Source organism: Permianibacter aggregans, from assembly GCF_009756665.1.
Taxonomy (GTDB): domain Bacteria; phylum Pseudomonadota; class Gammaproteobacteria; order Enterobacterales; family Permianibacteraceae; genus Permianibacter; species Permianibacter aggregans.
Genome location: NZ_CP037953.1, coordinates 1,933,373 through 1,952,180, shown reverse-complemented (window position 1 = coordinate 1,952,180; position 18,808 = coordinate 1,933,373). Strand labels below are relative to the sequence as shown.

Below are 18,808 nucleotides of genomic sequence, written 5' to 3'. Positions count from 1 at the left end.
GGGGGAGTAGGGTTTTGTGTTTAGGCTTTCACTGGTTCCAGTGCTTGTTTGATCAGAAACTTCAGCATGTCCTTGTGTGCTTTGGTTTCGGTGTTGTTGCCGCTGGTGCGCAGGCGTTCGCTGATTTCGCTCAGTTGATAGCGAGCCAGTGCTTGCGCGCTGTGCTGATCGCTGCTGTCGGTTTTCTTCAGCATGGAGCTCAGGCGGTTAACGTATTCACGCTGCAGGTTTTGGCGATAACTGTTGACGTTGCCTTTGGCGTCGGCGGCGAATACCGCTTCGGTCAAATCGTTCAGCATCATCGCTGGCGTGTATTCATTGCCGTACAGGCGGCTGTCTTGCAGACGCTTCAGTACAACCGGATGCAGCAGGTGATCGAACACGGCTTTTTGCATCGCTAACGCCAGGTCATGCAGTTTCGGATCTTCGGTTTGGCCGAAGAAGTTGAAGCTGCGGCGCTGATGTTGCAGATGGGTCAGCAAGTCCGCCGGACGATCAAAGGCATTGGGCGCGAACAGGAACTCGCTCAACACGTCCATCGCTTGTTGCTGTTTTGCCTTCGGTACCGGCGTGAACGGTTGTACCGCACCGCTTTGGCCAGCAAAACCACGGTCGACGTAAACACCACCGACATAGCGGGAAACCACTTGGGTGTTGCGTGCGTACTCGGTGTTCAGCGCGACAAAACCGTTGGTCAGTTGCTGATACGAATCGCCCGATTCAGCCAGTTTCGATTTCAAACCACCGAACAGCGTGTTGATGGTTTCCAAGCGCTGTTCAGCGTAGGAAACGGCATCGCCGGACATGTCGTAAATCATTACGCGCGGATCGATACCGGCGCCGGGTGAGCGCATGTCGTCGGCATCGTTACCGAAGGTCAGTTGCGGCTCGGTCGAGCGGGCCAGAATGGTATCAAGACGCTTTTGCTCAGCGGCTGGATCGTTCAGCGCTTCGGAATAACCAAACTCGATCGCCCAATCATCGTACGGACCGGGTTTGACCGTGTAGTAATTGCCTTTGGCTTTGCCATCTGGCGAGAAATTGATCGCCGGATAATCCATGACCGAGCCGGTCAAGCCATGTTGTTCGGCTTTCTTGTGATCATGAATGTCTTCGAAGCCAATCATCTGGCTGGCTTTCATGTTGTGGTTCAAGCCCAGTGTATGACCGACTTCATGCAGCACCAGGTAGTACAAGAATTCTTTGACGAATTGATCCACTTCACCGGCACTGGCTCCGCTGGCCAGCAAGGCATGGCTGCCGAACTGCGCACCTTCATAAAGGCCAGCGTGGCTCATGCTGTCGCCACCGAGTGACAGGTTCAAACTTTCGGCGTTGAACAAATTCTGCAATTCCTGACGACGGGTAATGCCGGTGTATTCCAGCATGATGTCAGCGCCAAGGATCTGACCGGTACGTGGATTGGTAAAGCTCGGGCCGTAGCCTGAGAACAATGGTGTTGGTGATGACGTCCAGCGCAACACGTTGTAGCGGATATCACCGGCATCCCAGTCAGCATTGTCCGGCTGCACTTTCACCTGCATGGCGTTTTTGAAACCGGCTTTTTCGAACGAGCTGTTCCAGGCCAGCACCGCGTCGGCGATGGTTTTGCGGTACTCATGTGGCGTGGTGTTTTCTATCCACCAGACAATCGGTTCCACCGGTTCGGACAGTGCCGCGCCTGGGTTTTTCTTTTCCAGATGCCAGCGCGAAATCATGTCGCGATACGGCGTGGCATCGGCTGCTGTCATGTCCTGCACAATCTCGCCGAAATAGCCGACACGCGGATCATCAAGGCGCGGTTGGAATGTGTTCTTCGGCATTTCGATAAAGCTGTGGCGCAGTCGCAGGCTGACACTGCGGTCATCGGTAATCGCGAACTCACCAATCGCGAAAGTATTTTGTTGTTTACGTACCGGTTGCGGATTGTCGTAAACATACTCGACAACCAGATCAGTATTGGCCGGGTAATTGTGCACGCTCAGAGGCTTGGTTTTGTCGGCATTCAAATTTCCGAGCGGGAATTGTTCGCCGGGCTTGGCGTCCGGGTTCGCCGAAGGCTTGACCTGACGCAGACTTTCGCTCAAGAAAATGCCGCTGGCTTTGATCAGCACATCGCCGGATTTTTCATCCTCCGCTTCGATCGTGACGCTGGCCAAAACCGGCCGGTTGATATTGGCGTCCTTGGCTTTGCTGAGTGGATTGCTCGGGTCGAAGTAGAACGAGGTATTTTCACTGCGGATTTCAATGCGATTGAAATAGCGATCAATCGAGTACAGGCGCGAGCCCCAATAAGCGCCGCGGAACTGACCGACTTCCGGCAGGCCATCGGCGCTTTGAATGAAGTGAATGTATTCTTTGCCGAGCTGAGCACGCTTCAGTTTCATGTACAGCGTGCCGTCTTCTTTCGATTGATACATATCGAACAGGCCGGGATGTGCCACGGTGTTTTTCAGCAGATCAGCGATGGTCTTTTTCTTCTGCTGTTCAGCAGCAGGCTTTGCTGCCTCGGCCGCTTGCGCATTCAGTGGCAGAATCGCGATAGGCGTCGCGAAGACGAGCGATAACGCTGTCACCAGCGAGCGCTTGGTAAATGCCTTATTCATTTCAGCTCCTTTCATTGCATGGATTCTGCCCATCATCGATTGGCAGCAGACCGGAAAACGCCCGAGTGTAGGCAGCGGCGAAAATTCACGGCAATTGACCATTTGTAACAAAAGCTGTTGACGCACGGCCAGGCGAAAAGGTTTGCGGTAGTTGCTAACTGTGCAGCGCAGCAGGTAATTTTCACACCTGTTCCTGATTGGCTGGAAACCGGATGTGACCACGACCAAAGCGAAGTCTGTGCGCAACGTAATGATAATGGCGGCAGGCCTGATGTTGGCGCCATTGAGCTGGGCTGAAGTGAGCGAAACCTGCGTTGAAGGGTTGGGTGAACAATCGTTGTCAGCGCACATCGCGGCCTGCGAAGCCGCGCTGACACAATCCAGCAAATCAGATCGATTGAAGGTGTTGCTGAGCTTGGCGAATCTTGCGTTGAAGAAGCGGGATTATCCATTGGTGACGCAATACCTGGAGCAAGCGCGAGGGGCAAGAGGATTCGAACAGGATATCGCGGCCAAGTATCGCTACTACCGACTACTGGGTTTGCTGCACTGGTATCAAAAACAATTGGATATTGCACAAGGCCATTTGCTGCAAGCCAGAGATTTGGCGGAGCAACTGAAAGATCCCGCGTTGTATGCCAAATCCCTGAACGAGCTCGGCGTTATCGAAAGCGCCCGCGGCCAGCACAAGCAGGCATTGAACTTTTTGCAGCAAAGTTTGCACATCAAGCAATCTCTGAAAGACGATTTCGGTAGCGCTGTTAGCTTGAGCAATATCGGTTTGGCACATTTGCGCATGGAGGCGTATGAAGACGCGGAGCGCTTTTATTTGGAGGCGCTTCAGCATTATGGTCGCTATACCGCCGCGCACCCCGATGATCAGCAAGCCTGGCACAGCCTGACGCATCTCTATGAGGATTTGACGTTGCTGTATAGCCGGTATCAAAAGCCTGAAAAAAGTGCCGAATACGCGACACTGCTGATTCAACAGTATCGCGAGTTATTGAGTGCCGACGAACAGGTCAGAGTGCTGGCGACATTAGCGAGCACGCAAATGAACGCGAAGCAATGGTCGGTTGCCGAAACCTTGTTGGCGCAAATGGAGTCGCTATTGCTCGCCTCTCCAGGCATTCAACAACCGACGGCGTTGCTGGTATTGGCGCGATTCAAGCAGCATCAGCAGCAATGGTCGTCTGCACAAGGTTTTGCCGAGCAAGCGCGCGACTTGGCAAAAGCACAGCAGCTATTGGAGCATGAAGCGAGTGCTTGGCGGTTACTGGCAGAAGTTGCCCAGCAGCAACAGCGAGATTCACAGGCACTCGCGCATTTTCAACAGTATTTGCAGCTTCGCGAGCAGTTCTTGGCTGCTCGCTATGATCAGGAACTTGGCGTGCTCAGACAAAATCTGGTGCGCGAGCATTTGCAGCGGCAGCTCGCGGAGACGCAGGCGATTAACGAGCAGCAATCGGCTGCGATACATCGTTTGACAGCCTATGTGCTGGCCAGTTTGCTACTGTTGTTGATGACAGTGAGTGGCGCTGGCGTCGTGGTTTATCGCAAACGCCAGCAGCAGCAACAGTTGCAACAAGAAATTGCACAGCATCGACAACAATTGCTGCTGTTGCAGGCCGATCATCAAGCGACCAACGATACCGAAGAAGAAGCGCCGACTGCGGAGTCGATGGCCAGCGCCAGTGATCCGTCGCCGCCATTCAAACGACAATTGGTCGAGGCGATGATCAGCTGCATTGAGTTATGGGAAAAAGCCACGCAAACCAACCGGGTGGAGCTGGCTGACCGCAGCAAAATTTGGACGGTGACGATCGATGATGGCCGTCTGCGTACCCGCTCAATGGATAAATATTTGAGCCTGGATAAATTGCCGGCGCATCCTCGTTGGCGCAACGTCGTGCAAACCTGCCACTACGTGCTGGCCGAATGCCCGCTGTCGCCGGAGGACCGCGCCCGATTGAACAGCAAACTGGACGCGATCATGAATAGCCTGCGTGCTCAGGCCTTGGCGAATTGAATCGGACAAAACATGGATTCCTTACTCCCTCGCCCCACACCGTGGGGAGAGGGTAGGGGTGAGGGGCCACCTATCGACGAATATCCGCGTTCACATGCTGCAGCGGTTGTATGCACTGAAAGCTCAAGCCCTGTGAGGTGTCGTACAGGCTGTGATGGTTCAGTGCTGCACCAGCGTTGCTGTTGACATAACTGGCCGGCGCCGTGACTTTCGGAATCAGCGTGCGGTAACCGTGCAGTAAGGCATAGGCCTGGCAGTGAACGATTGCGGCCATGCCGGCACGGTAGAACGGGTCGATATGGCCGCAGGTTTTCACTCGCGGCAACTCGGTTTTGCCGCAGTAGTAGCTCGCTTCATCGGCCGGCAGTTGATACATCGCTTTGCGATGCGCCAACCATTGCTCAAAGCTGAAGTAGGGGCTGGCTTCGTCATAGGTCTGCTCGATGGCTTGCTGATTCAGGCTAAAGCTCGTGATCACCGTATACGAGCCAATCTGCAAACTCTCGCTCGGTAACTCATGCGCCTGCGCGGTCACGGCGGCACATAGCATGGCGCCCACTACCCGTATCCGTTTCATCTTCCCTCCTGATTCGGTTTCGCATTCAAACGTTACCGCCATTCTGACAAATGGCGGCCAGCTACTGGCAGCGGAACCCAGGGCAAAAATGGGTAAATTTCGCTGATTGGATGGCCAAACGTGCGATTTTTGCCCGAAAACGACCCCGTTTCTCCCGGTTTCGTCCTTCAAGCGCGGTGATGCGCAGCGTTTACTGAAAGCCGACGCGACATCAACCGATGCCCGCTGGATGACCTTATTTCAGGAGAAACGCATGAACAAATCACTCGTTGTATTGGCCGCATCCGCACTGCTTTCCGCTTCTGCCCATGCCGTGCCGTGGTGCTGGGGTGGCACCATCGTGAACAACTACGCCAGCAAATCGTTTTCGCCAACCGAGCTCTATGCCGTTGAAACGCAGATGATCAACATCGCCGATCCGGGTTACGCAATGGCCATCGACAAGCCGGTGTATGTGGCCAGCCACGCCGCCTGGAATCACGGCCAGATGTACGCCGGTGGCGCCGGCCCGAACTGGAATAACGTGCCCGGCCACGGCCAAATCCGCACCCGCATCACGGCTCCTTACACGCTGACCAATATGGTTGGTCCCGGCGCTTACTTCCTGTCGCAAGGCATGTCGGCCAAATACGACAAATGCTTCGGCGGCCCGATTCCGATGCGTGAAGAGCGTTCGGTGGTGGAAGAGGTGCGGTAAAACATGGGCGGGTTGTACCGGCATTCCGTCGGAACAACCCGCCCGCGACATTTACGAATTATATAGATGGAATTTCAGTATACTGATCTGGCGCTCATAACTGCTCGTGTCAAAGCGAAAAATGAAGTACGAAGACTTGTTCAATCATGAGCATATAGAAAAGTATAGCTTTCATGATATCCCTCTAGGCGTGGACTGTACGCTTATGAGTGAGCAATACATGAAAGAGGTTAGTGATGCCCTAATCAAAACTGTTGAAAATATCCCAGCTCCATTGTACGAAATTGGCTCAGTTGCTTTCGCGGCAGGAAGAAGGATAAACACGAACTCGCTTGAGATGTCTTGGTACCCAAACGTACATACTAGGTTTCATGAAATTTCAATTTTAATTCCAAAAGAGAAGATTGTAGGGTGCGTTGGTTGCTGGAGATTTGATGTTAAGCCTCGTATTTTTGTAGACCATGAATGGCTTGAAAGCCTATATATGCGAGAGTATTCCGTTTTTGCGTTAGTGGATGTAATAGGTGTTAGAGATGCATTGCGGGAAAACTTGCTCAGAAAGGAAAAGTTGATAATTTTAAGAGATGGAATTGACGCGATAGCATATAAATACAGAGAGATTTCTTTTATTTCATTCGCAGACAGTCTTATATTAAAAAGTAACTGGTCAATTGGGTACTTCGATAAAGGCGTCGACTGCACATACAAGCCAGAAATTTTTTTAAAAATTATTGAAGAGCTGAAAGCAGTTTATAGAGATGTGCTAGGTCTCGGAGTATACGCAGTATTAACGCAGGGAAGTAACGAGTATTACGATGAGTCCCTATTGCATATTTCTCCTTCAAAAAATCATATATGTCTCAATAGTTTAGGGTTGCCATTTGCAGAGCTTTTAGCAATTGAAAATGCGGTAAAGGCTGCAATTAAAGGAGGCATTCATCCTCCTGAGGAAGTTTACATGGATGAGCAATACTATCACTCTTTAAGGTTTAGATATGATTTCGAGAAAAATCTGAAACCAAGTAACGAATATAAAGCACTTATGAAGGCTGAAGCGCCACATTATTTCTATTCATCATTAGATGTTTTGTTAAACAATATCGAGAGTGAGACAGAAAACGGAAGTGATTCGTTATTTGTTAATTTTATGAGAGATCTCCTTTCGCTGAAAAAAGATTGGCGCAATAAATTGCGCCGTATGTTACGGTTAGTATAATTTTTGCTCTTTCTGCGAACGTTGAAAAATTTTTAAGGTGTCGCCATCGCACTGAACTGCGCACGCGGTGTCGCGATACCATGCAACACAATTTGATCGATAGCATTCCAATGCTCCACGCTTGCCAGTGGGTTGGCGTTCAGCACCAGCAGGTTAGCAATTTTCCCCACTTCAATCGTGCCGTAATCTTTTTCCAATCCGAATTGACGAGCATTGTTGATCGTCGCAGCGCGAAAAATTTCTTGCAGTGGTATGCCGGCGACGGCCATCAGCTGCATTTCCTGAAAGGTGTTGTAGCCGGGTTGGTTGCCGTAGGTCGGTGATGATGGCGTGTCGCTGGCGAGCAGCATGGAATGGCCTCGCTCATATAAATCGCGTAGTGCGCGCATGGCTTGATCGGCAATGCGCATTTGTCGGCGATAGATGCGCTGCTCGTCATCGCTGCCGACTTCCGACTTCAATTCCTGTTTGAACCATTGCGCCGCTGGGGTTCGATACCAGTTCAGTAACGCTGGTGGCACCACCCGGGTATAGGCCGGATCGCTCAAGGTATTGGCGTCGAAAAGCGCGGCGAGACCGGGCAATACCCGCAACGTTGGTTGCACAGCGATATTTTTCTCGCGTATGCGTTGGTTCAGTGCGGCAATCGGTGTTGGTAATCCTTCGGTGCCATCGATGCTGGTCCAGTTCCACAAGCCATGGGCGATAACATCAACTCCGGCTTCGACGGCGTGTTGTTGCATGTCCAGCGCGTTGGCATGGCCGAGCACCAGCAAACCTTCGCGATGCGCGGCTTCGCGCACCCGGCGCAGGGTTTCGATGCGGGCCAGCGGCCAGATGCTGGCATCGCCAAAACCGTCTTCGATAAACAGCTTTATACAAAGCGCACCACTGGCTTTGACTTCGGCGACGACCGCTTCCGGTGTGTGCTGTTCGGCATGGGTGCCGGTTGGTAGTGGGTCGGTGTTGGCTGGTTCATGCAGAAAGTTCGGCATGTGTTGATGGCGATGTTCGGCCGACACAAAGACGCTCGGGTAGCCATTCAGTACCGGCACGGCGCCGCAACGGAACAGATCCGGCTTTTGTGGTTGGGCGTTGAAGGCGTTGATTGCTGGAAGATAATTGGATGGGTCAAGCAGTTGCGTGACGCCGTGATACAGATAGCTGCGCGGTTGCTGGCGGATGAACGCCTTGCGCAACGCGCGGACCTCAGCGCTGTCTTCATCGACCAGGCCCGGCACCGAGCTGATATGGACATGCGAATCCATCAAGCCGGGGCTTAAGTATTTGCCGCTGCCGTCTAGTTTGGCCGTGCCCGACGCTACGGCAATTGGTTGTGCGCTGATGGCGGCTATGCGGCCGCCACGGATCAGCACATGCTGATGGCCAACTGGCGCGGAACGCTCAGGCGACAGCAGTGTGATGTTCTCAATCAGCAAATCGCCGGCGTGGGCGGCCAGCGCAAAAAGCAGGACAGTTAGGGTAAAACACAGTCGGGCAAACATCGGATTTCCTCTGGCGTGGTTTGAACGGGGCCAGCATGCCCGCTGTGGTGTTCGTTTCGCCTGAAGTACCGTGAATGATTCGCTGAAGGTTTTCTAAAGGCGGTAGAATCAAGGACTTAGCGCCTGATTACCCGATTGAACGAGCCGACCCAAACATGCCGATAAACACGGATTCGCCCGCCACGGACGCGCCATCGCGCTGGCAATTGGCTAATTGGATCATCGAGCCGGGCCGCAATCGTCTGTGGTTGGAGCCGGAACAGCGCGAGCAGGTGTTGGAGCCGCGCCTGATGTTGGTGTTGCAACAATTGCTGCAAGCAGGCGGCCAGCCGGTCACCGATCAGCAGTTGCTGACCGCGGTGTGGGCCGGGCAGGTGGTCAGTGATGCGTCGATTTACCAGGCCATTGCCCAGTTGCGCAAAGCGCTTGGTGATACCCAAAAGCCCTATCGGTTTATCGAGCGTATTTCTGGTCGGGGCTATCAGCTGCTGCCGACGCCAGTGCCGTTGCCGGATATCGAAGCGACGCCGCCGTCGTCATCAAAGCGCTGGTGGCTTTCCGGGGGGGTCGTGATCGCGCTGGCCTTGTTGGCGGGTCTGGCGTGGTGGCTGAGTCGGCCTCAGCAGGAACCGGTCTTAGCTGAACCAACAGTCGTTAGCACCAGTTCGGCAATGGAAAGTTATCAGTTAGGCCGCTGGCATTGGCAGCAGCGGCAACCGGCAGAGCTGGAAAAAGCGGTCAGTGAATTCAAGCAAGCGATCACGCTAGACCCGACACTGGCGATAGCCAAAGTCGGTCTGTGCGATGCCTACCACTACCAGCACATTTACGCCGACCGGTCGCTGGAACAGGTGCTGGCCTGGTGTGAACCACTGCTGCGCGAAGCGCTGCAACAGCAACCGAAGCTTGGCGAAGCGCTGGCGAGTTTTGCCTTGCTGCGTTTAACCCAGGGCGATCTCGATGCTGCCGAACATTTTCTGGCGCAAGCCTTGGAACAGTCACCGAACCATGCGATGGCCTGGGCCTGGAGTGCGCAACTGCAGCGCCAACGCGGCAGACTACAAGTGGCATTGCAACAGATGCGCAAAGCCGCCGATCTCGACCCGCTCTCAGGCTTAATCAAACGCCATCTGGCGTTCACGCTGGCCGCCACGGGTGCACTGAGCGAATCGCGTGCGGTTTATCGTGAAGCGGTGTTGCTGGAGCCGGATTACACCGATCGGCCGATCGATGAAATCGACATGCTGCCGCTGACCGTTGATCGGGCTATCGCGTTTATCGAATGGACCCGGCGTTACCCTGACCGCATCGTGCCCAGCCCAAACACCGGCGGCTTGGGCGCCAGCGTCAATCTGGCGCTGGTGTGGTTGACGCTCGGGGAACTGGATAAGACGGATCAAGTGCTGCAAAGCATTGAGGCAAATCACGGCGAGCACCACTACGTACTGTTTGCGCGCGCCGCCTGGTGGCAGGCCAAAGGCGACACCGAAAAAGCGCTGACGGTGGCGAAACAACGGGCAGCATTGCAGCCGGATAATCCGGTGTTTTTGACGCCGGTGTGGGCGCTGCAAAATCAACTCGGGCAACGTGAAGCGGTGCGTGCCGCGATACTGAAACTTTTCCCGACATTTGCCGTCGCTGGTGAAGAACCGATTGACCTCTTGCCATTTTTGGCCATTTGGTTAAGCGTGGCGAATAGTGAAGAACGAGCACGATTGCAGCCGCGATTGCGCGAGTTGTTGGCGCACGCGACTGAAGTTGATCACCCGAGCATGATGCTGCGGGTACGGCTTGGTGAACAGCGCGCGGTTTCCGAACAACTGCGCAGCGCGCTGCAAGTGGGTCATCTGCCATTCCCGGGCAATGGCTTTTTGCTGCCGGAGCAGGATCCGATTTGGCAGCAACTCGACGATGATTTGCTGCCTTTGTTGAATGCCAATCGGCAGCGGGTGTTGGCTGCCGTCACTCACTGAGTGCCGGCGTCAACAATACCCAGGATGCGCAGTGAAGTAATCAACAGGGAATTCACGGCGATCTGAAAACCGACGAAAACCAGATACAGCAGCGCCGTGCGCCATAAGCGCGAAAAAATGCCAGCAGGCAGCAAGTTGAACAGCAACCAGCCGAGATATGCTGGCGTCACCAAACGATAAATCCAAAATATAAAATCGTATGGCAACAATACAAACGGCATGATCAGAATTTTCAGCACGTGCACACCGGCAAAACCATAGAGCAACGCAACATAAGCGGCTAATGGTGTCACCCTCGGCTGACACAGCCGGCCCAGTAGCCAGGCCGTCGGAATCAAATACAAAAACAACAAATACTGACCGAAACTCAGCAGCCAGGTCAGCGGTTCGTCGGCATTTTCCACACCAACCACCAAACGGTCACCGGCATCGAGTGCCAGCACCAAGGCAAAATCGATCGTTGCCGCCCAGAAGCAGAGCTTGAATGGATGGGTGAAGTGCTTGCGATCGCCTGCCCAGAATCTTTGCACCAGCGAGGCCGGCTTGGTCAGCAGCGCCTTCAAGGTGCGCGCCAGCGGATACTCGAACTCCAGCAATTGATCGAGAACTCCTGGCAGCAACGCCGCCAGTCGCAATGGCTTGGCCACTTGTTCGCCGCAGGCTGGGCAATAGCGCTGCTCAATGCGATGGCCGCAGTGCGGGCAGTCGACGGGTTGCTCTGCAGAGTTCATCAATGCGTGGCCAGCAAACCAGGATTGTCGGCACTATAAACCGAATCCTCGCGCTTTACGCAACGCGACCGCCGTTTGGCGAATGCTTCTTGCTATGGCACAGTAGTCGCGATGCCGCCAGGAGTAGGAAGATGAACCATCCCAGCAGCGAGCCACAACAAGACAACGGTGTTGTGAACCAAGACAAGGCCATTACGGACCACAACAGCGAGTCAACATCAAACACCGACCAGCGTTTCGTCCGTTGGCCTGGTGGCAAACCGTGCTTTCCGTCGTCGGCGATTTTATTGCAGTGATAGCGCTGTATGCCGCACTGATTGAGTCACGTGCCGTCCGGCAACAAACCGCTGCCGCCGTCTGGCCATTCGTGCAATTGGCCATTGAAGATTTCGATACCGGCGAGCAAGCTGGTTTTAGTATGGGGCTGACCAATGTCGGCGTTGGCCCGGCGAAAATGCAGGGTGTGAAAATCATTCTGAATGGCGTAGCGATCCGCGACAGCGCCCAACTGCTGGCCACGATGAAGGTGCCGGCGACCACGCCAATCAGCCGCAACTTCATCAGCCGACGGGTGTTGCGCCCGGACGAAACCGTCGTGATGTTCAGCACTCACGATGCGGTCCTGGTGCGCAAACTGCAGGTAGCGATGCGCGTGCCGGAAAACGCCATCAGCTATTGCTATTGTTCGATATTTGACGACTGTTGGTTGGCGGATAGCCGGCAAGATTTGCAGAACCCGAAATCAGTGGAGCGTTGTCTGGATTTTGGCGTCGAGGCATTCAATAACTGAAACGCAAGGAGGCAGCCATGCCGTTCGAAAACAAGGAACAAACCGCGCTGGAAATGTTCAAGCATTACAGCGGCATTCGTTTTCTCTTGCTGCCTTTGTTCTTCACCTCGATGGGGGCGATTGTTTACGCCTACTGGACCATCGGTAATGCCACCACGCCTGATGCCGCGCTGCAAACCGCTGTCGCTATCGGCGGTGGCCTGATGTCATTGATTTTCACCGGTTATGAAGTGCACCTGAGCAAAACCCTGCTGACCGTCTCGACATTACTGCCGGACGACGTAAAAGAGCTGAAGCATAGAGAATGGTTTGGTCCGGTGACTTGCCTTACCTTGCTCCTGTATTTCTCTCCAGGGATTTTCTGGGCTTGGCGGATCAGTGCTCACCTGTAGCCTGAAGCTGGGAATAACCCGCCGACCAGAGCGGAACGATCGTCAAAGCTTGGGTCAGTCCGCGTGGCGAATAATCAGCCGTGATTGTGTTTGGTCAGCCCCTTAGGTACATTTCCGTCACACACCGGAGAGAGTGTGAGTAAATGGGGGCGCCCGGTCTGATTTTCTCCTGCCTACCGGCAACATGGAAATTGTGAGCGCTGTGCCCATGGAAGGAATTTTGGGGTCAGTAAATTGAAAATCAGAATTATTGTCATCTTTCTGGCATGGGTGCTGATGCTTCATGCCACCACGGCATTGGCCATCACCGATCAAACCCAGCCGCAAGTACATAAGCAACCGGTACCCGAATGGGCGACATTGCTGACACAGGAACAAATCGATTGGAACAGCAGTGGCGAAGAACTTGACTACTTGTTATTTGATTCCCAAATCAGGTTAAAAGAGCGCCAGTCTGGTCGATTTCTTCGCTTCGTCGCTCGTGCCAATAGCGCGTCTGCGGTCAAGGAATTGTCGGAGATTACCCTCCGCTTTGACCCCAGCTATCAAGCATTGATATTTCATCACGTCGACTTGATTCGTGATGGTCAACGCCTGAATCGCTTGCAGACTGAAAAAATCAAACTGATTCAACAAGAATCGGAGCTGGCCCATTCCATCTACAGCGGCAGTTGGACCGCCTTACTCGTCATTGATGACTTTCGACCTGGTGACAGCCTGGATTACAGCTACTCAATAACGGGACACAATCCGGTATTTGGCGACCGCTATTTCGGTTTTGAACAGTTGACCTGGAGTACACCGGTCAATGCCAGACGAGTGAGTCTGACTAGTGACAAGCCATTGCAAGTGCGGACCAATCAACCGACCGATATACATCGAGAGATCACCTCTGCTGGCGAGCATCGGTTTCGAATCGAGCTTCATCATAAGAAGGCAGATTTGAACGAAGATCGGATGCCGGTCGAAATGATTCCCACCAACTATTTGGAATATAGTGAGTATCGCAACTGGGCAGAGGTCGTTCAGTGGGCAACACCGCTTTATGAGTTTCCACTGGATGAACCAGCATTGGAAAAAAGCTTTGCCCAAGTTGCCTCATCACCAAACAGCGATGCAGAACGAATCAATGAGTTGATTCGGTTCGTGCAAAATGATGTCCGTTATTTTGGTATCGAGTTCGGTACCAATTCCCATGCACCAAGTGCACCGCATGAAACGCTTGCCAGGCGATATGGCGACTGTAAGGACAAAACCGTATTGCTTGTGCACCTACTGCGCAAAATGGGTGTTGACGCTTCGCCGGCTCTGGTTTCCGCAGAAACACGCAGTCATATCAAGCATCGACTGGCTTCGCCGGGTGCGTTCGACCACGTTATTGTCAGCTATCTATGGAATGGCAAACGTTACTGGGTTGATCCGACCTACACCGAACAGGCCGGGAATGCCAAAACGCGTTCGCTGCCGATGTTCGAACAAGCTTTGTTGCTAAAGGCCGATAGCAAGAAACTTGTCAGTATCGCCGCAGTTCATCCGGAACAACAGCTGAGCCAGGTGAAAATTGACGAACAATTGCGACTCGACGAGAAAACGTCAGAGATGGACATTCACCTGCAGATTGAATACGAAGGCTGGCGGGCAGATGAAGTACGGTACGATATCAAGTCAACCACTACCGATATTTACCAGAAAAATATCAAGGAGTACTTTCAGAAGCAGTTCAATGAAATGGAGTTGATCGGCGCCATGGAAAAAATGGATGACATTGAGAACAATCGTCTGTCCCTTCGGTTCCGCTTCCGCGCACCAAGACCGCACACGGAAGGAGCGGCCCGTTCCGAATATGTCATGGCCTCCACATTGATGCGCGATTACGTGCTGAAGCCAGCGATATTGGATCGGAAATACCCGTTCAGGCTCTTACCTGACCTGGTGGTAAGCCAGAACACGAAAATCATCTTTCCCGAACATCGAAAGATTCTGTGGGTATCTGATCTGGGTCAATCCGACGTAAAGAGTCCATTCTTCTCCGTGCAACGCAACGCCACGCAAAATGGCAACACACTGGATATCAGTATGGAATATCGATCCGTACAATCATTGTTGCCACCAAAGGATGTTCAGGATTACCTGAAACAATCCAACGCAGCGCTGGAAGCGTTGGTCACCGTCGTATGGGCCGACCAAATTGGAACCAGCAAAGACGGCGTCGATAAGGCAAAAGTCAAAGGATTGATTGAAAAGCTCAAGGCAAAAAAACCATGAAAAAATCGATTGTCTCTACGGTATTCGTGTTGGCGTTGACCGCTTGCGCAGGTCGAAATGCGATGAATCCCGATCAGCGGTTCAATGAAATGGCTGACCGAATCATGAAGCAACAGCAGGTGCCATTGTATCAAGCGGCGTGGAATGCATACTTGCGAAGCAGTCAGGTTAGTCAGTCAAACGCCCAGCACGAGGCATATCTTAGGGCGCTGGATCAAATTCAGAAAGGCGAGCTGTCCTGTGACCAGGTTAACTGGTCGATACTTACCCGTCAGAATTTTTGGGCGCTAAAGCCGCATCTGAGTGCGTCGGCGTGTTATCAGGAAAAAGGAAAACTAGCGCTCGCCCAACAGCACGACGCGGCTGTCGAATTCATCCTGAACGGTATCCTGCGCAGTGGTGACGGCGAGGATGTCAATTCTGCCTATGAAGTGGCTTCGCTTGGTGACGCCGACGATCTGATTGAGTTCATGGGCCTGCGAGTCATAGATTCCTATGGCGAGTTTCATGCCGCAAGACAGGGACTTTATTATGTTGTGGTCGCCGAAGATCTGGAGACTGGCCAGCAAAAAGAAATCTATCTGAATAATCAACGATTCATTCACGCAGTCGTTGGTGCGCAGTATCCATTTCTCGGCACGTTCGATGGCTGGAACACGAAAGTATTGCCGGAGCTCGCCGAATACGGCAAATACATGAAAGTGCCGTTAGGTGACGCCGCGTTTGCGGATGGTAAAACAGATGAAGGTTTTAAACACTACATGGCGGCGATTGCGGAAGGCTCTCATCGGGCCCGGGTTCGCCTGGCGGTGCAGTGCTTGCGAAAAAATCTGCCCCAGCTCAGCAACGATCAGTGCGTGCAAATATTGGTGGAAGCCGTTGAGGCTCAGTATGTTCCGGCGATCATCCTGTTGGCCTTCGCCTATGAGTCGGGCTTTGGCGTTGAAAAGGATGTTGCACTCAGTCGTGAGTTGCTCGCTTCAATCGGCAATCGGAAGCCACCAGGTTACAGTGAGTTTGCCATGTACAAGTACTGGGGTGATGAAAGCATTGGCAAAAAGAATGACGCTGTGGCCAATGCCTATCTTAGCAAATCTGAAGCAATGGGCTTTCCCGAAGCAAAGTTGGTGGCGTTACTGTTGCGGATGGGGAAGAGCCCAAAGGATTGGGAAACACATTTGACGGAGCTAAAGAAGCTCGGGGAGGATGGTAAAGAAGTTGCCGCTTATCTGGTTGGTGAATTCCTTTACGAAACCAATCAGAAGGGTACTGAAGAATTCAATGAATCGGAGGTTTGGTTCAAAAAAGCGGCCGAGAAAGGGCACCCTGCGTCGTTCAATGTTCTGGGTCGAGCCGCACAAAGGGGGGAATATCGTGCAGTCAATATTCAGGATGCCAACTATTACTTTACCGAAGCAGCTATTCGCTTTAATCCAAACTCTATGTTGTCGCTCGGCTATCACGCTGAAAATGGTCGAGGTGTAGTTAAAGATTATGCCCAAGCTTTCAATTGGTATGCGATGTGCCATGCTCAGGGTAACGAAATATGCAGCCATAATCTTGGGCGCTTGTTTCACTATGGATTTGGCGTCAAAGTTGATTACGCGATTGCATTCAAACTATATATGGAGTCGGCCGAGAAGAATTATCCAAAAGCCTTTAATGGGCTCGGAATATTGTACAGAGATGGCGAGGGAGTTGAGAAAAACATAGGAAAAGCCATTGAATATTTTCAAAAAGCAGCCGATAGAAATGATGTATATGCAAACTACAATCTCGGAGTACTCTTTCTGTTGGGTAGAGACGTTCCGCGAGACCTTGATAAAGCAAAAAAATATTTGCTGAACGCGGAAGGTCACCCATTTGTAGATGTGCGTTTGCGAGAGCTGGCGTCGATAATCAGTGTAGCTGAACCTGAGCAATCGAAGTAACAGACCGTCCAGCAATTGACTGGGGAAATAAAAGGGCTCTGAACAGTCATAGAGTAATCCGCGTAGCTTGATCGAAAACGGTCAGAGCAAAGGACAGACTCTGACCGAGTTACCAACGGCCAAGCTATTGCAGCTTTAAAGCATCACGCAGCACCGCCCAATGGACATATTTGAAATTTTGTTTGCCTTGTGGCAGACGTTTACGGCCATCTTGTAGCACCAACAAGCCGTCCACGTATTCTCCACCAAAATTGACTGAGCTGACTTCCAGTCCATCGGTCTCTGATACACCATCAATACCGGCAAGTGCGTTCATGCCGACCTGAAACTTGCCGCGGAAACGGAAGGGGGCTTCGGCTTCAAGCACAACATAACTGTCATCGCCCTGGCTGGAGATCACCAGATAGCTTTTGCTCTTGCCTTGATACAAACCAATGCCTTCGACATCCGCTTTCAATTGCTCACCAACTGACATAACCGGCTCCGGTTTACCGGATTGCGCCGGGTCAGCCGATAAGGTCCAGACGCCGTGTTTTTCTTCGCCGATGTACAAGCGATGATTCTGATCATCGGCGACACAGCCTTCGGGTTGAGAGGCAACACTGAACTCGCGCAGTAGCTCTGCCTTCAACTCGCCGTTATCACCGTGCAAGCGATACTGGAGAACGCGGCCATCCTTGTCATTGGGCAAGACGTGAATTTCGCCAGCAACCGGTGAATACAAGCAAATGCCGTAGATGTCATTCAGTGGTGTCGGCAGTGTGCCGAGATCACGCAGTCGACCGGTCTTCGGTTCAATGGCAAATACTGCCAGGCTATTATCATTGCGCTTAGTACCGACGGCGATATCAATGGTCTGCTCGCCAAGCCGAAAACCTTTGCGCAAGTCAACGTTGTTTAGATCACCGCTGGCGAGGCGCTGCACTTCTTTGCCCCGCAGATCGTAAACCAGTAAACCGTATTTTTTGTCGGTGCCAATCACCAGGCTTTTACTGGTATCGCTTGGGTGCACCCAAATCGCCGGGTCATCGGCAGCATCGCCTTCGGCAACGACCAAATCGGTTTGTTGTTGCGGCAGAATGGTGATTACCGAATCGATCAACTTTGGCTGATGAGTCCAGGTAAGCTGAGCTTGGTAGAACTGTTCGTCGCGATCATCACTAATCATCAACGCTACTCGCTCGCCGAACATCTGCACACTCAGTTGCTCAGGTTCGGCAAGGCCATTCAGTTTCCAGCTTGAGAAGGGCTGCCATTGCGCTTCCTGACGCTGATAGGCATGTAGTGACTGCTGCTCACCATCAAGGATCAACAAGCCGCCCGGAACCACGGCAATATCCGCTGCGCTATGTAGGCGACCAAACGGTTGCAACAAATCAATAGGTAGACGAATCGGGTCGGTTTCCGCCGCCGCTGGGTAACGCCAAACGCCAACCCCTTCTTCGTTGACAAATAGATCCGCCTGTTGATCATCGACAGCGCAAAACGTCGCGCTTGGCGGCAAGCTTAAGTCGCGCACGTGCTTCGCTTCGACCAGCAAACTGATGCCGGCACCAACCAGCCATTGTTCGCCACGACCTTCTTCCCCAACGAGAAACAGAAACAGGTTATTTTGCGTATCGCGATAGAAGCAGAGATCTTCAACACCAAATGCTGGTGTCGGTAGCAGCAGTGGCGAGGAGAATTGTTGTGTTGTTGGCGATGCCAGTACCACCAACGGCTGCAAACGCTGACGATCAAAACTGGCCAGGGCAATCGTTTGCGAGTCCAGTGTGCGCAGATCAAGGCTGGTCATTCGACCTGGTAGTTGCGCGTAGGCATCGCCATCGGTGTCGAGCAATTGCAGGCCGTCACTGAGGCTGGCCACCATGCGGTCCGGCCCTTTATCCACTGGCTGAGACAATAATGCTACCGATTCCAATCGGCGTTTAGCGCTGACCGGCCAAACCGTCGGGTGTAGCGATTCGGCGTCAGCTTTTTCTTTGCTGACTAAATCCGGCGCTGTCGGTGGTGTCGAGGGTTGACAGGCCATTAGCGGAACAATGACTGACGCAATCAAGGAAAACATAAAAACAGATTTCATAAACACTCATTGA

Annotated in this window: 13 protein-coding genes; 8 read left to right on the top strand and 5 right to left on the bottom strand. The window is 52.7% G+C overall.

Annotated elements, in window-relative coordinates:
* Positions 1–20 precede the first annotated feature (20 nt).
* A complete protein-coding gene (locus tag E2H98_RS08925) occupies positions 21–2,606 on the bottom strand; it encodes a zinc-dependent metalloprotease (protein ID WP_162848187.1) in 2,586 nt (861 codons plus the stop codon).
* Between the two features lie 214 nt (positions 2,607–2,820).
* On the opposite strand from E2H98_RS08925, the gene E2H98_RS08920 reads away from it, so the two are divergent.
* Positions 2,821–4,635, top strand: coding sequence for a tetratricopeptide repeat protein (locus tag E2H98_RS08920; RefSeq protein ID WP_232475481.1), 1,815 nt, complete (start codon positions 2,821–2,823; stop codon positions 4,633–4,635).
* Between the two features lie 70 nt (positions 4,636–4,705).
* Here E2H98_RS08920 and E2H98_RS08915 read toward each other — a convergent pair whose 3' ends face one another.
* Positions 4,706–5,212, bottom strand: coding sequence for a hypothetical protein (locus tag E2H98_RS08915; RefSeq protein ID WP_133591304.1), 507 nt, complete (start codon positions 5,210–5,212; stop codon positions 4,706–4,708).
* Positions 5,213–5,465: 253 nt separating this feature from the next.
* Between E2H98_RS08915 and E2H98_RS08910 the strand changes: the two genes are divergently transcribed.
* Together E2H98_RS08910 and E2H98_RS08905 are read left to right on the top strand one after the other, a co-directional pair.
* Positions 5,466–5,909 carry a hypothetical protein gene (locus tag E2H98_RS08910; protein WP_133591306.1) on the top strand — a complete coding sequence of 148 codons (444 nt, stop codon included), beginning with the start codon at positions 5,466–5,468 and terminating at the stop codon, positions 5,907–5,909.
* A gap of 220 nt (positions 5,910–6,129) precedes the next feature.
* Complete coding sequence (locus E2H98_RS08905; RefSeq protein WP_133591308.1) at positions 6,130–7,125, top strand: hypothetical protein; 996 nt, start codon at positions 6,130–6,132, stop codon at positions 7,123–7,125.
* Positions 7,126–7,157: 32 nt separating this feature from the next.
* On the opposite strand, the gene E2H98_RS08900 is transcribed toward E2H98_RS08905, so the two are convergent.
* Complete coding sequence (locus tag E2H98_RS08900; RefSeq protein WP_133591310.1) at positions 7,158–8,630, bottom strand: amidohydrolase family protein; 1,473 nt, start codon at positions 8,628–8,630, stop codon at positions 7,158–7,160.
* Positions 8,631–8,785: 155 nt separating this feature from the next.
* Between E2H98_RS08900 and E2H98_RS08895 the strand changes: the two genes are divergently transcribed.
* Positions 8,786–10,603 (top strand): winged helix-turn-helix domain-containing protein, encoded by a 1,818-nt coding sequence (locus tag E2H98_RS08895; RefSeq protein ID WP_133591312.1) that lies wholly within the window; start codon positions 8,786–8,788, stop codon positions 10,601–10,603.
* On the opposite strand, the gene E2H98_RS08890 is transcribed toward E2H98_RS08895, so the two are convergent.
* The gene (locus E2H98_RS08890; RefSeq protein WP_133591314.1) at positions 10,597–11,334 is read right to left on the bottom strand and encodes a DUF3667 domain-containing protein; all 738 of its coding nucleotides are present in this window, start codon (positions 11,332–11,334) and stop codon (positions 10,597–10,599) included. The two genes, E2H98_RS08895 and E2H98_RS08890, sit on opposite strands and share 7 nt — an antisense overlap.
* 262 nt (positions 11,335–11,596) lie before the next feature.
* Between E2H98_RS08890 and E2H98_RS08885 the strand changes: the two genes are divergently transcribed.
* The 4 genes from E2H98_RS08885 (at position 11,597) to E2H98_RS08870 (ending at position 16,712) form a co-directional block, all read left to right on the top strand.
* On the top strand, positions 11,597–12,124 hold the full coding sequence (locus E2H98_RS08885; RefSeq protein ID WP_133591316.1) for a hypothetical protein: 528 nt from the start codon (positions 11,597–11,599) through the stop codon (positions 12,122–12,124).
* A gap of 17 nt (positions 12,125–12,141) precedes the next feature.
* Positions 12,142–12,516: a hypothetical protein gene (locus E2H98_RS08880; protein ID WP_133591318.1), complete on the top strand. Its 375-nt coding sequence runs from the start codon at positions 12,142–12,144 to the stop codon at positions 12,514–12,516.
* A 276-nt stretch (positions 12,517–12,792) separates the two neighbouring features.
* Entirely contained in the window at positions 12,793–14,781 is a 1,989-nt protein-coding gene (locus E2H98_RS08875; RefSeq protein ID WP_133591320.1) for a DUF3857 domain-containing protein, read from the top strand.
* Complete coding sequence (locus E2H98_RS08870; protein ID WP_133591322.1) at positions 14,778–16,712, top strand: SEL1-like repeat protein; 1,935 nt, start codon at positions 14,778–14,780, stop codon at positions 16,710–16,712. The genes E2H98_RS08875 and E2H98_RS08870 overlap by 4 nt, the downstream gene beginning before the upstream one ends.
* Before the next feature lie 124 nt (positions 16,713–16,836).
* On the opposite strand, the gene E2H98_RS08865 is transcribed toward E2H98_RS08870, so the two are convergent.
* Positions 16,837–18,795 carry a phytase gene (locus tag E2H98_RS08865; RefSeq protein WP_133591324.1) on the bottom strand — a complete coding sequence of 653 codons (1,959 nt, stop codon included), beginning with the start codon at positions 18,793–18,795 and terminating at the stop codon, positions 16,837–16,839.
* Between the last annotated feature and the right edge of the window lie 13 nt (positions 18,796–18,808).